At 53.2% G+C, this 12,821-nt stretch carries 14 protein-coding genes and 2 tRNA genes; 3 read left to right on the top strand and 13 right to left on the bottom strand.

Annotated features, from left to right (window positions below):
* Positions 1 to 44: 44 nt before the first annotated feature.
* Entirely contained in the window at positions 45 to 440 is a 396-nt protein-coding gene (locus tag BUA49_RS10340) for a glutaredoxin family protein (RefSeq protein ID WP_072797068.1), read from the top strand.
* 125 nt (positions 441 to 565) lie between these two features.
* On the opposite strand, the gene BUA49_RS10335 is transcribed toward BUA49_RS10340, so the two are convergent.
* From BUA49_RS10335 to dapA, 6 genes are all read right to left on the bottom strand, one after another.
* Positions 566 to 1,288 carry a DUF1194 domain-containing protein gene (locus tag BUA49_RS10335; RefSeq protein ID WP_072797066.1) on the bottom strand — a complete coding sequence of 241 codons (723 nt, stop codon included), beginning with the start codon at positions 1,286 to 1,288 and terminating at the stop codon, positions 566 to 568.
* 391 nt (positions 1,289 to 1,679) lie between these two features.
* Positions 1,680 to 2,687: an NAD-dependent epimerase gene (locus tag BUA49_RS10330; protein WP_072797065.1), complete on the bottom strand. Its 1,008-nt coding sequence runs from the start codon at positions 2,685 to 2,687 to the stop codon at positions 1,680 to 1,682.
* Positions 2,688 to 2,710: 23 nt separating this feature from the next.
* A complete protein-coding gene (locus BUA49_RS10325; RefSeq protein WP_072797063.1) occupies positions 2,711 to 3,433 on the bottom strand; it encodes a TIGR04219 family outer membrane beta-barrel protein in 723 nt (240 codons plus the stop codon).
* Between the two features lie 44 nt (positions 3,434 to 3,477).
* On the bottom strand, positions 3,478 to 4,191 hold the full coding sequence (gene purC, locus BUA49_RS10320; RefSeq protein WP_072797061.1) for a phosphoribosylaminoimidazolesuccinocarboxamide synthase: 714 nt from the start codon (positions 4,189 to 4,191) through the stop codon (positions 3,478 to 3,480).
* 47 nt (positions 4,192 to 4,238) lie between these two features.
* The gene (gene bamC / locus BUA49_RS10315; protein WP_072797060.1) at positions 4,239 to 5,378 is read right to left on the bottom strand and encodes an outer membrane protein assembly factor BamC; all 1,140 of its coding nucleotides are present in this window, start codon (positions 5,376 to 5,378) and stop codon (positions 4,239 to 4,241) included.
* A 47-nt stretch (positions 5,379 to 5,425) separates the two neighbouring features.
* A complete protein-coding gene (dapA, locus tag BUA49_RS10310) occupies positions 5,426 to 6,304 on the bottom strand; it encodes a 4-hydroxy-tetrahydrodipicolinate synthase (protein ID WP_072797058.1) in 879 nt (292 codons plus the stop codon).
* 74 nt (positions 6,305 to 6,378) lie between these two features.
* Between dapA and BUA49_RS10305 the strand changes: the two genes are divergently transcribed.
* A complete protein-coding gene (locus tag BUA49_RS10305; protein WP_072797056.1) occupies positions 6,379 to 6,846 on the top strand; it encodes a peroxiredoxin in 468 nt (155 codons plus the stop codon).
* 12 nt (positions 6,847 to 6,858) lie between these two features.
* Here BUA49_RS10305 and BUA49_RS10300 read toward each other — a convergent pair whose 3' ends face one another.
* Together BUA49_RS10300 and BUA49_RS10295 are read right to left on the bottom strand one after the other, a co-directional pair.
* The gene (locus BUA49_RS10300; protein WP_072797054.1) at positions 6,859 to 7,938 is read right to left on the bottom strand and encodes an AI-2E family transporter; all 1,080 of its coding nucleotides are present in this window, start codon (positions 7,936 to 7,938) and stop codon (positions 6,859 to 6,861) included.
* Between the two features lie 16 nt (positions 7,939 to 7,954).
* Complete coding sequence (locus BUA49_RS10295) at positions 7,955 to 8,182, bottom strand: sulfurtransferase TusA family protein (RefSeq protein ID WP_072797052.1); 228 nt, start codon at positions 8,180 to 8,182, stop codon at positions 7,955 to 7,957.
* Positions 8,183 to 8,353: 171 nt separating this feature from the next.
* Here BUA49_RS10295 and BUA49_RS10290 point away from each other — a divergent pair, with 171 nt between their 5' ends.
* On the top strand, positions 8,354 to 9,829 hold the full coding sequence (locus BUA49_RS10290; protein ID WP_072797050.1) for a M48 family metalloprotease: 1,476 nt from the start codon (positions 8,354 to 8,356) through the stop codon (positions 9,827 to 9,829).
* On the opposite strand, the gene nadA is transcribed toward BUA49_RS10290, so the two are convergent.
* The 5 genes from nadA to pal all read right to left on the bottom strand — a co-directional run bounded on the left by nadA (position 9,826) and on the right by pal (position 12,758).
* The gene (gene nadA / locus BUA49_RS10285) at positions 9,826 to 10,887 is read right to left on the bottom strand and encodes a quinolinate synthase NadA (protein WP_072797048.1); all 1,062 of its coding nucleotides are present in this window, start codon (positions 10,885 to 10,887) and stop codon (positions 9,826 to 9,828) included. The two genes, BUA49_RS10290 and nadA, sit on opposite strands and share 4 nt — an antisense overlap.
* 190 nt (positions 10,888 to 11,077) lie before the next feature.
* Positions 11,078 to 11,153: transfer RNA gene (locus BUA49_RS10280), tRNA-Lys, on the bottom strand.
* Positions 11,154 to 11,225: 72 nt separating this feature from the next.
* Positions 11,226 to 11,301 (bottom strand) — tRNA-Lys (locus BUA49_RS10275).
* Positions 11,302 to 11,387: 86 nt separating this feature from the next.
* Complete coding sequence (ybgF, locus tag BUA49_RS10270) at positions 11,388 to 12,161, bottom strand: tol-pal system protein YbgF (RefSeq protein WP_072797046.1); 774 nt, start codon at positions 12,159 to 12,161, stop codon at positions 11,388 to 11,390.
* 27 nt (positions 12,162 to 12,188) lie between these two features.
* Positions 12,189 to 12,758: a peptidoglycan-associated lipoprotein Pal gene (gene pal / locus BUA49_RS10265; RefSeq protein WP_072797044.1), complete on the bottom strand. Its 570-nt coding sequence runs from the start codon at positions 12,756 to 12,758 to the stop codon at positions 12,189 to 12,191.
* Positions 12,759 to 12,821: the final 63 nt, after the last annotated feature.

The raw sequence follows: 12,821 nt of genomic DNA, 5'->3' as shown, positions 1-12,821 counted from the left end.
ATACTGCCCACCGGAATTCATGTATCAAATTAAAGGTTTATTCAATGCGAGTGGTTATCCGTTATTTTTTCCGGACGTTACGCCTTATTCTGACTCCGTTCGTACTTTTGAGCGAAAAGCTTGGCGGTGGAAAACCGTTGGAGCGCAGTGCCGAAGAGCAACAGAAAGTAGACGCAGCCTGTGAGCACCTGGCGTTGTATCAGTTCAAAACCTGCCCATTCTGCGTAAAAGTTCGCAAACAGATAGCGCGACTGAACCTGAATATTGAAAAGCGGGATGCGCAGCATAACGAGACCCACCGGGCCGAACTGGAACAGGGGGGCGGGAATGTAAAAGTGCCTTGCTTGCGGATTAAAAATGATGATGGCGGCGAGCAGTGGTTGTACGAATCCTCGGATATTAATGCATGGCTGGAAAAGCGTTTTGGGAAGCCAGCCTGATATCCCGTATGTTGGCTCAGCAGAGTTGTCATTAAAGCTGGCAGTCTCAGTTTCTTTTGAAATCCTCTCATTAAAAAACCGCTGGGACCGGGAGTCCGCAGCGGTTTTCTTACACGATCAATGTCTCAGGCAGCCATTTTCCGGCGACGCAAGAACATACCCATCAAACCAAGACCCAGCAGCCCAAGCGTTGCGGGCTCGGGAACGTTAAAGATTTCCCGCTTCAGTTTTGCAGTCAGTACGGCCTCGAAGTCGTTGAAGTTATTTGCGAGCTGCGAGAACGAGTTCAGTCCATAATCGAAATCCAAGACTGCGGAAGTTCCGATACCAATAGCGTTGAGAACAGTCGCGTCGCCATTCTCCACCGCCCAGGCAGCAGTACCGGTCGTGGAAGCCACACCATTAGGATTAGTACCTTCATTCCATCCGCCATCCGTCGACACGTCGATAATGGATCGCCCTGCGGTACCAGTGAAAGTGGATTCTGCCTGAAAAATACCGCAAGAAATACAGGTCACATTGCCATTGCCGGATTGACTGAGGCCCAGGAAAAAGGTGCTGATATTCGTCACGTCAGTGCCGTTGGCAATCGTCGTCATAGACTGAACTATCGACGCGCTCTGAGCAAAGCGAATCACAGATATCGCAACTGAACTGTCGGTTGGTAAAACTGCGGTCAGCGCATTGGCGTAACCCTGCATTTGCAGGTCCCAATCGCTACCACTGATACTTCCCGAAGCATCTACCACCAAAGCCAGTTCAATAGGGACAGCATTAGCAGAGACAGGTGCTAAAGCGATAGCGCCAGCAACCACGGCTGACCCAACTACATATTTCATTGTTTTCATGATTTTTTCCTATTTAGTCCTTTAAACGATGACAGCGCGACTCCGACAACTCCGAAATCAGACAGGGCCATGCACTGAAGCGCCTTGGCAACGGGTATAAATGAACAATTCACAACGCTCACCCAAGGTTCCAATACAACACTTGCAGGAATTAGGCCACCTGAAGTATGGAAAACTTTATTACTTCAATTTCATCACCTTATGTGCGCCAAAATTATGGGGGAGCTTTTCTTGAAGAAAGACATGTAAAAAACTTCGACGTTCGAAGTGACCAGGGCACACGCTTCTCTGTAGTAGCGCCCAAGACCAAGAGCAGCTAAATGCAAGTAATGCGGAAAGATGATAATCAGAAGTCAGTCTAATGAAACCAAGCGGTACCAGCGTCTTTTGGTTAAATCTGATAAAACTCTCGATACCACTCAACAAACTTACCAATACCCTCTTCCACGCCCGTTGCGGGCTTGTACCCTACGTCGCTGATCAGGTCATCGACATCGGCGTAGGTGGCTATTACATCACCTGGTTGCATCGGTAGAAGGTTCTTCTGAGCCTTTTTTCCCGTTCGCTCTTCAATTATTTCGATGAAGCGAGACAGCTCAACCGGGTTGTTACTGCCAATGTTGTAGATGCGGTACGGGGCTTTGCTGGTACCAGGATCAGGGGCCTGCCCGCTCCAGTCATTGTTAGGCTGTGCGACCTGGTCAAGCGTACGCACAACACCTTCCACAATATCGTCAATATAGGTGAAGTCGCGTTTGTGGAGGCCATGATTGAAAACATCAATCGGCTCGCCGGCAAGAATCTTTTTGGTGAAGATAAACAGCGCCATATCCGGACGGCCCCAGGGGCCATATACCGTAAAGAACCGCAGTCCTGTGGTGGGCAAGGCATACAGATGGCTGTATGTGTGAGCCATCAGCTCATTGGCTTTTTTAGACGCCGCATACAGGCTCAGTGGGTGATCGACGTTGTCGTGCACCGAGAAGGGCATGGCCTCGTTGGCTCCGTATACAGAGCTGCTGGAGGCATATACCAGGTGCTTCACATCGTTATGGCGGCACCCTTCCAGTATGTTCATGAAACCAACAATGTTGGCGTCCACATAGGCGTTAGGGTTTTCCAGTGAGTATCGCACACCTGCCTGGGCGGCAAGGTGCACGACTCGTTCGGGGCGATACTTTGCGAAGATTTCCGCCATCACAGAACGATCTGCGATGTCCTGGCGCACTTCAGTGAAGCGGTCATTTCCGGTAAGACGAGCCAGCCGGGCTTCCTTAAGACTGACATCGTAGTAGTCGTTAACGTTGTCAACGCCGATGACTTCGTCTCCCCGCTCAAGTAACCGGTGCGCCAGTTGCGCCCCGATAAATCCGGCGGTGCCCGTTACCAGAATCTTCAAGTCTTTCGCTCCTATTAATTCGTTTAGAAGGTTACGCCAGCGCTGATAAACGGCCCGTCGACCTTTACGTCGAAAACGTCACTGCCGTCTTCGTAATCGACTGCGATCTGACGGTAGCCCGCGCGCAGCTGAAGCAGTGAAATGCTGTACTGGCCATACACGTTGAAGTCGCGCATGGAATCACCGTCAAAACTGATGAAGTTACCCTCAGCGCCAACGGCTACGCCGGTCAGGGGCAGATCAAAGCGGGCGGCGATATAGCCCATGGGCAACACACCGTCGGCTTTAGTGCGGCTTGACTGGATACCGTTCTGTACCAGCAAGTCACCCGAGAAGTCACGCACGGTCAGGCCCAGATCAAGGTTTGCCCAGTTATCCAGGACTTCGTAGTACAGCGTTAAATCCAGTTGTTCCAGATCCAGATCTGAGCGCACCGGGCCCGCACTCACACCATCGTAAGGACTGGTTAGCGCACCGCTTCCGCTTTGCTGAACCAACGTATAAGCCAGACGCACATTCGGTAGCAGAGGTACCGGGTGCTCCAGGTAGATGCTGGCGTTTGCATTGCCGTCATCCTCCAGTCGCAACTGATCATTCACGTCAACCGAGTCGTTATCAGAATTTACGTTCCCGGACGAATCAGAATCCCAGTAGCTCAGGCTGGCGCCCAGGCCAACCACGTCGGCGTGCGCCAGAGGAGCGGCCAGAATAAGAGAACTGCCTACCGCAAGTGTCAATTTACGCATGGTGCACCTGTGTCGTTATTGTCTGCTTGGATTTATCGTTAAAATCAGTCGAAGTTGATACCAAGACGGCGGCCAACTTCTTCATAGGTTTCGATAACGTCGCCCAACCCCTGGCGGAAGCGATCCTTGTCCATCTTTTTACGGGTTTCCTTGTCCCATATGCGGCAGCCGTCCGGGCTGAATTCATCGCCCAGTACAATCTCAGCACCGCTGCGACCGAACTCCAGCTTGTAATCCACCAGCAGCATTCCGGCTTCATCAAACAGGTTCATCAGTACGCCGTTCACCTTGTACGTCAGCTCTTTCATCCGCGCGAGCTCGGCTTCACTTGCCCAGTTAAAGCTGACAGCCAGAGATTCGTTCACCATTGGATCGTGCAGGGTGTCGTTTTTCAGAAACAGCTCATAGGTGGGCGGATTAAGCTCCAGCCCCTCTTCCACACCCAGGCGACGACACAGACTACCCGCAGAAACGTTTCGCACCACGCACTCTACCGGGATCATATCCAGCTTTTTTACCAGCGTTTCGGTAGCGGACAGCAAGCCTTCAAAGTGTGTTGGTACGCCGGCAGCTTCCAGCTTCTCCATGATGAACGCGTTAAAGCGATTGTTCACCATGCCTTTGCGATTAAGCTGCTCTTTCTTTTCACCGTCGAATGCCGACGTATCATCCCGGAAGACAAGAACAAAGCGCTCCGGATCGTCGGTACGGAACACGGATTTGGCTTTGCCTGCGTAGAGTTCTTCGCGTTTTTCCATTATAAGTCTCCGAAACGGAGGCCCGCACCGCGAGCGCCCCTTCTGAATCAGTATAGGTAATCGAACAGCTGTGTCAGCAGGTCTTCAGCACTCCGTTCACCGCTGTAATCTTCAGCTGCTTCAGCCGTAACGTCTACCTGGCCATCGCTCTTGGTAAGAGTGACCGTGTGGGTGTGGCGAGGTTTTTCTTTATCACTGAACCAACTGAACCAGCCCGGGTCGCGCTCGTCTGCGGTGCGGAAATCGACAAAAAGCCAGCCTTCACTTCGGTTAAGGTCAACCACGGCGATATCCGACTCGGTGAGCGCCCGGTTAACCTCAGCCCAGGAGCGGCCGTAGTCCAGATCCATGCGAATAGCTTTCGCGGTGTCATTCTCGGATAAAAGTTTCACCAGGGGCTTGGCAACCATCCCGGACGCTGCCCGGGAGAAAGACTTGCTTTCTTCGCGAGCTTTCAAAAATTCGCCAAGATCCGCAAGCAGGCGCTTCTGCAGCGCCAGCTCTTCCATTGTCGGGTCAGCGATTCCACGCCAGGAAATAAGCTCCACTGGCCAAGAGGCTTCTTTTTCTGCAGTGTCTTCTACAACGTTCTCGGAGGTGAGCTTGCGCACCTGGATTTCAGTGGTTTTTCGGCGCACTCCAGGCGCTATGCGAGCCTGCAACAGTACTTTAGGCTCCGCACCGGCCGCTTCGGCGGGCGCACTGGAAAGCTCCAGAAGCTCACGGGCGCGCATACTGAAATTGGCCAGCTCACTTTGCAGCAGGCCGAGTTGCGGGTTGTCGTAGGCGACACCCAGGCCCTCTTCATTCATATAAGCGGTTACCGCCGGCCAGATGCGGCCGGGTACGTCGTTTACCAGCAGCCATACCCGGCCATCCAGTTCTTCAACCACGTAGTTTTCTTCGAGAATTCCCGAGGTCATATCCGGAGGCTGGGGGATATCGGACGGATACATTTTGTTGGCATCCGCCGGATTTATCCCGCGAATGGGCATCACCTGAGTGAAATGGGAAGAGTCTGCCGTTTCAGGCAGAGCCAGCGCATCACCTTCCTTTGCATTCACATAACGTTCGGAACGATCTTCAACCAGGCTGCAACCAGACGTAGCGATGGTCAATAATAGTCCGGACGCAATAGCTATGGATCGAAAAGCAACAAACTTACGGGTTCCTGAAAGAACCGGCATCGGCCTACTCTCTGTATTGGACTGTTTCAGGGCGGGTATCTGCAAACTCAGAGTACACCCGAGGCTTTCATAGCTTCTTCAAGTTCAGCGTGAAATTTCTCGCTGAACGGTGTCAGCGGGAGCCGGATACCTTCGCCAATCATACCCATACGCTGAAGCGACCACTTGACCGGGATAGGGTTCGCCTCCAGAAACAGCTTGCGATTCAAGGGCATCAGAAGCTCATTCAGGCGCTCCGTCTCTTCCCGGTTGCCCGCAATAGCCGCTGCGCATAACTCGGACATAGCTTTGGGCGCAACATTGGCGGTAACGGAAACATTACCCTGGCCGCCCGCGAGAATCAGTTCAGCCGCAGTGGCATCGTCACCGGAGTAGACCGCCAGACGTCCGTCAAGGGCGGCAATCAGTTCCGCACCCCGGGGAATATTGCCGGTGGCGTCTTTGATGGCAACAATATTCGGAATGTCGGCCAGGCGAAGAACGGTTTCGTTGAGCATGTCGCAGGCCGTACGTCCCGGCACGTTATAGAGCATCTGGCTAATGCCGGGCACCGCCTCTGCGATCGTCTTGAAGTGCTGGTAAAGGCCTTCCTGGGTCGGCTTGTTGTAATAGGGCACAACCAGCAGGCAGGCGTCCGCACCAAGCTTGTAGGCCTCGGTTGTCAGCTCAATGGCTTCCCGGGTACTGTTGCCACCGGTACCCGCAATAACAGGGATCCGCCCGTTCACACGTTTGATGATGTGACCAATTACCCGGCAGTGCTCTTTTTGATCGAGCGTTGCGGATTCACCGGTGGTCCCCACAGCAACGATACCGTCTGTACCGTTCTCCAGATGAAAGTCCACCAGTTTATCCAGATCCTCCCAGTGAATGTCACCGTTTGGATGCATGGGCGTGACCAGTGCTACAAGGCTACCCGTAATCATAAAAACTCCGTCCGAATAAAACGGTTATGGTAATGTTGGGCACGAATTGACACAAGGGAATTAAAGGAGATGTCATGTCATCTGTTGAACTGAACAAGCCGGTACCAGACTTTGAAGCGGCAGCCACGGGCGACCAGACCGTTCGGCTGGCAGATTTGCGCGGCAAGAATGTCGTTATTTATTTTTACCCGAAGGACAATACACCAGGCTGCACAACGGAAGGGCAAGACTTCCGGGACCAAATGAAAGCGTTTGCTGAACTGGATACAGAGATTTTCGGGGTTTCACGGGACGGACTCAAGGCACACGAGAACTTCCGGACAAAGTTCGAATTTCCGTTTCACCTGATTTCCGATAAAGACGAAGCGCTGTGCCAGCTGTTTGACGTTATAAAACTGAAGAAATTATACGGCAAAGAGCACATGGGAATCGAACGCAGCACGTTCCTGATTGACCAGGATGGCGTGCTGCGCAAAGAGTGGCGCGGCGTGAAAGTACCGGGACACGTGGATGAAGTGCTCGCGGCCGTAGAAGCGCTCTGATAAACGCCGTAATTACATCTGATCTGGCGCGGTTGAGGGGAAAGAATCCTTCACCGGCCAGGCAGAGAACACGGCTTTCAGCATGGTTGCCAGCGGAATGGCAAAGAAAACGCCCCACAATCCCCAGATACCACCAAAAAACAGTACCGAAACGATGATGACAACCGGGTGCAGGTTATTCACTTCCGAGAATAGCACGGGCACCAGCACGTTACCGTCCAGGGCCTGAATGATCCCGTATATCACCATTACCCAGATGAAGTGGGTGCCCCAGCCGAAGGCGAACAGCGCTATCACCGCAACCGGAATGGTAACAACGGCCGCACCGATATACGGAATAACAACACTCAGGCCTACCAAAAGCGAAAGCAGAGCTGCATAAGGCACACCCAAGAGCTTGAACGCGATGTAGGTTGAGCCGCCAACTATCAGAATTTCCAGGGCCTTCCCTCGCACATAATTGGCACATTGAAGATTCACTTCGTGCCAGATTTTCAGCATCATAGGGCGCTGAGGCGGAAGCAGTCGGGAAATGGCGCCAAGCAGCAATTCACGGTCTTTCAGGAAGAAAAATACCAGGATGGGCACCAGCACTATGTAAATAAGCAGTGCTACCAGATCGGGAATACTCGATAACGAGAAGGACACCAGCCACTGGGTCATGTGCCCTACTTCCGTGTTCACCTGCTGGTAAAGGCTGCTAACCGCCTGGGCAGAGATAATATGCGGGTATTCTTCAGGCAGCAGCTCAAGATAGGACTGCAGCTCGCCGATGATTCGGGGCGCCTCGCCCGCCAGGGTGCTGAGCTGGGTCCATATAAGCGGCAGCAGGCCAAACATAAAGCCCACCAGTACGCCGAGAAACACCAGGAATACGCTAAGTATTGCTATACCCTCGGGAACGCCGATAGTGTTCAGCCTGGTCACAAGCCCCTGCAAAATAAACGCGACGATGAGGGATCCGATTACCGGTGCAAGCATGGCACCAAACCAGATGATAAAAACTGTGCCTGTCACCAGGATCAGGAAAAGAATGACAGCTTCTTCATCTGAAAAGTATTTGTACGCAAGACCGCGTAAAATTCTGTACATCAATGACTCCGGGAAATTAACCGCCGCACTCTATCACAAACCGGTAGTGGCCATCCGTTTCAGAGGAGTTCACCAGGCGGTGGCGGGATAACTCCAGAAAGGCCGGGATATCGCGGGCAGAGCCTGCATCGGTGGCGATTACCTCAAGCTTCTCGCCGGGAGACATGCCATTGAGTTCCAGCTTTGTTTTCAGCAGGGGCATCGGGCAGCGAAGCCCTGACGCATCCAGTGTACGATCAGACATGTAGAAAGTGCACCATCACAAGACATGAAATTCGCAAGCCGGCATTATGCCTCCAGTGAGGCTGTATTGCATCACAATACCTGTTAATCGGCAGATCCGGACTTTCCACCGGAATTTCAGCGGTAATCTGCTGTCACAGGAGCAGTTGAAACCAGGAGCACACAGCATTACATGAATATCCTTCTTACAGAGTTTCGCTGTTACCGAAAGCTATCAACGGCTGTGGTTTTTGCTTTTGCGCTGGTATCAAGTTCTGCGTCCACCGCACAGGAAACCCGGCTGCCAAACATTGGAGGCAACGGTGGTGGCCTTATTTCCGGGCAACAGGAAAGCGACATCGGGCAGCAGGTTATGGTGTCGATCCGGCGATCAGCACCACGCATAACCGATCCTCTGGTCTACGATTATCTCAGCGCCATCGTTTATCGACTCGTGCCCTCAGCACCGCTGGAAAATCGAGATCTCACCTTTGCGCTTATTGACAGCCCCGCCCTGAATGCTTTCGCGGTACCCGGCGGTATTGTTGGCGTAAACGGAGGTCTGTTTCTCAACGCGGCCACGGAGCAGCAGTTCGCATCGGTGCTCGCTCACGAGCTTGCTCACCTCAGCCAGCGGCACTTTTCCCGCCGGCTGGAGCAACAGGAAACCAGCGCGCCTCTCACCATTGCCGGAATGATCGCCGGCATCGTGCTCTCTGCGGTCACTCAATCTGATATAGGCATTGCAGCCATTGCCGGCACTCAAGCCCTGGCCATACAGAATATGCTGGCGTACAGCCGGCTGAACGAACAGGAAGCCGACCGCGTGGGGCTGGATATTCTGGCAACCGCAGGAATGGATCCACGCGGCATGCCTGAAATGTTCGAGATCATGATGCGGCAGAACCGGCTACAGGGAAGCAACGTGCCGGAATATCTTTCAACCCACCCTCTGACCCAGAACCGGGTGGCAGATACCCGCAACCGTGCAGAGCAATATCCGGAAAAGACCATCAGGGACGGCCAGGAGTACCATTTGGTGCGCAGCCGCCTGCAAGTGCACTATTCGTCCTCTCCCGAAATTGCAGTGGAAACCTTCGAAAGCTACCTGAAAACAGCAAATGCCCAAAGCAATGAGGCGATCCGGTATGGGCTGGCCGTCGCTTACCTGAATAACAATCAGTTTGAAAAGGCAGCCAATATTATTAACGAGTTACTGGCCAGCAATCCGGGCAGGATAACCTTGCAGGTAACGCTCGCAGAAATACGGATTCAACAGAATAGACTTGACGAGGCGCGATCGCTTCTAAAAGACGCCCTGAGCAGAAACCCAGGCAACTACCCGATTACATCCACCCTTGCGGATGTGGAAATTGCAGCGGGTAACGGTACCCAGGCGACCGAGTACCTGAAACAACTGACCCGCAGAATGCCGCAACAGGATTACCTGTGGCTGAGGCTCGCAGAAGCCGAGGGCATGGCCAGGAACATCGTGGGCGTCCACCGTGCCCGAGCGGAATACGATGCCCTTATGGGTGACCTGGAGTCTGCCCAGAGGCAACTCCGGCAGGCTCAGGAGAAGTTGCCCACGGGCTCAGCCCAGCGACAGGTTGTGAGTGAGCGGCTGGGAGAAATTACCAGCCGCCTTCAAACGCGCCGAAACAGCTAGGCGTTACCGGCAGCCTTCAGATTCATCCCTGCGGTGAAATCCAGCATGCGCCGCAGAGGCCTGAGTGCGTTCTCACGGGTTTCCGCATCCACAAGCACTTCCTGATCGCCGTGCTCAATCACATGCAGCAGATTTTCCAGGCCATTCATCGCCATCCACGGGCACTGGGCACAGCTTCGGCATGTAGCACCGTTGCCCGCCGTAGGTGCTTCAATAAGCGTTTTATTGGGTGCAAACTGCTGCATCTTGTAGAAAATGCCATTATCGGTAGCGACAATGAATTCCTGATTCGGCAAGGTCTGTACCGCGTGAATCAGCTGCGAGGTTGAGCCAACCACATCCGCCAATTCCACGACAGCATCCGGAGATTCCGGGTGGACCAGAACCACCGCGTCCGGGTACAGGGCTTTGAGGTCTTCCAGGCCGCGATGCTTGAACTCCTCATGCACGATACAGGAACCTTCCCACAGCAGCATGTCAGCACCGGTGGTTTTCTGCACGTAGTGGCCGAGGTGCTTGTCAGGGGCCCAGAGAATTTTCTCTCCCCGTGCGTCGAGATCTTCCACAATAGCCTGAGCACAACTGGACGTTACAACCCAATCCGCGCGGGCTTTGACAGCGGCCGACGTATTGGCGTAAACCACCACGGTACGATCGCTGTGCTCATCGCAGAAGGCTTCAAACTCATCCGCCGGACACCCGACATCGAGCGAGCAGGTTGCTTCCAGGGTGGGCATTAACACGCGCTTTTCAGGATTAAGAATCTTGGCCGTTTCACCCATGAAACGCACACCAGCGACCACTACAGTCGTGGCCGGATGCTGGTTTCCGAAGCGGGCCATTTCCAGTGAGTCTGCGACACAACCACCGCTTTCCTCAGCAAGGCGCTGGATATCCGGATCCACGTAATAGTGCGCTACAAGCACGGCGTTTTTTTCCTTGAGGACAGCCTTGATACGGGTTTCAAGCCGCGCCTTCTCATCAGCGCTGAGCAGCTTCGGCTCCGCTGCGTGGGCCAAGTGTTCCTGAACAAGGATTCGGTCTTCAGCTTTAGTCATGTAAGGCTTCTCACAGTTACTTTCCGCCAGTTACTTTCTACGCACGAGTATATCATTTCAGGTAACGGTAGCACTTTACGGACTAAACCTTGTCCCGCAAACCTGTTTTGATTGTGGGTAAACCAGCAAGCAAAAAAAAGGGCTGCATCTCTGCAGCCCTTTAAGCTTCAATTTTTAAAGCTCTAAAATATGGTGGGTCGTGATGGATTCGAACCATCGACCAATTGGTTAAAAGCCAACTGCTCTACCAACTGAGCTAACGACCCAAAACTAATGACCAGTGCCTGGACCCTGATCGATTCCGAAGCGGCTCAGAAACTGCCCCGGAATATCGAATATGGTGGGTCGTGATGGATTCGAACCATCGACCAATTGGTTAAAAGCCAACTGCTCTACCAACTGAGCTAACGACCCAAGCGAGGCGCATATAGTAATGATTTTTCCCCGACGATCAACCCTTTCACGCCATGTTCTTTAATATTTTTTTCAACCTTCCGGTCTCAGCCCTGATCAGAGCCGAGAAATTTCCTGGCAAGTCGGGCAGCTTCGCTTTTGGGATAGTCATTAACAACCTGCTCCATCTGTCGACGAGCCTCGGTTTTTTTATCCAGCCGATCGAGTGTTATGCCTAACTTGTATACAGCATCCGGCGCTTTGCGATGATCCGCATAACGGGTTGCTACAATAGAAAATGCCTGACGAGCCTGCTCAAGCTGCGGTTTTACCAGGTAGACCTCGCCCAGCCAGTAATAGGCATTCACCGTGAGATCCCCTTCGGGATACTTGTCGATAAACTCATAAATCCGGCTAATGGCTTCATCGTACTTTTTCTGGCTGTGGATAAGATCCTGAATGGCTTGATATGCCTTTCGCTCCTCGGCCTCAGGCTGACGGTACTCGCGCATCTCAGCCGCCCCCTTAGCCTTTGCACCGGCTTCTCCGCCGGCACTCTCAACGGCCTGAGGCTGGGCTGAGACCTTCTCGGAAAGATCGAGTATGCGCTGATCCAGATCGATGTAACGATCCCTTCCCTGGTCCTGCAGGCGCTTAATGAGATGTCGCTGCTCTTCTGTCTCACCCTGAAGCCGCCGGACTTCGCCCTGCAGCTGCTGGATCATGTAGAAGAGCTCAGACGTCGCCTGGCTGGCATTAGCCTTACGCTGGGCCTCAGAAGCATTGCTCTGAAATGCGGACGTAGATGATTGCGCCAGCGTCATTCCCGCGTGCCCAATGGCAAACGGGAAGATCACTGCCGCCATGAGCTGTTTTCTCATGGGCTTAACCTGATGTTGTGTGTGCGTTTACTCGAATACGAGTTCCACACGGCGGTTCTGTGCCCATGCACTCTCGGACGAACCCATTACCGCCGGCTTCTCTTCACCATAGCTTACGGTTTGCATCTGGCCCCGTGAAGCACCATTCACAATAAGGAAACGCTGAACGGCGTTGGCACGGCGCTCACCCAGAGCCAGGTTGTATTCCTTCGACCCGCGCTCATCACCGTGGCCTTCAAGCCGCACATTCTGGCCGGGGTTGCTGGAAAGGTAGCGAGCATGTGCCACCAATACGTCACGGGCTTCTGGCTTGATTTCGGAGGTGTCAAAATCAAAATAGAACGTGGTGATCTCACGCAGAGCTTGTTGTTCAGCTTGCTGCTGAACTTCCATCCGCTCTTCTTCAGTCATTGAAGACGAAGAAATACCGCCCTGATCGCCGCCGCCATAAACGGTGGAGCCACCATCCTGATCGATGGCCGCAACGTCGGAGTCGTAGCCCCCTTCTTCCATGTTTTCACCGGTAGTGCTACAGCCGGCAAAAAGGCCTGCAGAGAATAAAAGAGCGAGTACTTTGGCTTGAACTGACACCTTCATGTTTATTTCCTTTCCATTGATTGATTTCAACTTCTGCCTTTCGGATGAGCACCTTCGCACTCA

It is taken from the genome of Marinobacter antarcticus (assembly GCF_900142385.1).
GTDB lineage: Bacteria > Pseudomonadota > Gammaproteobacteria > Pseudomonadales > Oleiphilaceae > Marinobacter > Marinobacter antarcticus.
This window is presented reverse-complemented; position numbering and strand designations above follow the sequence as displayed.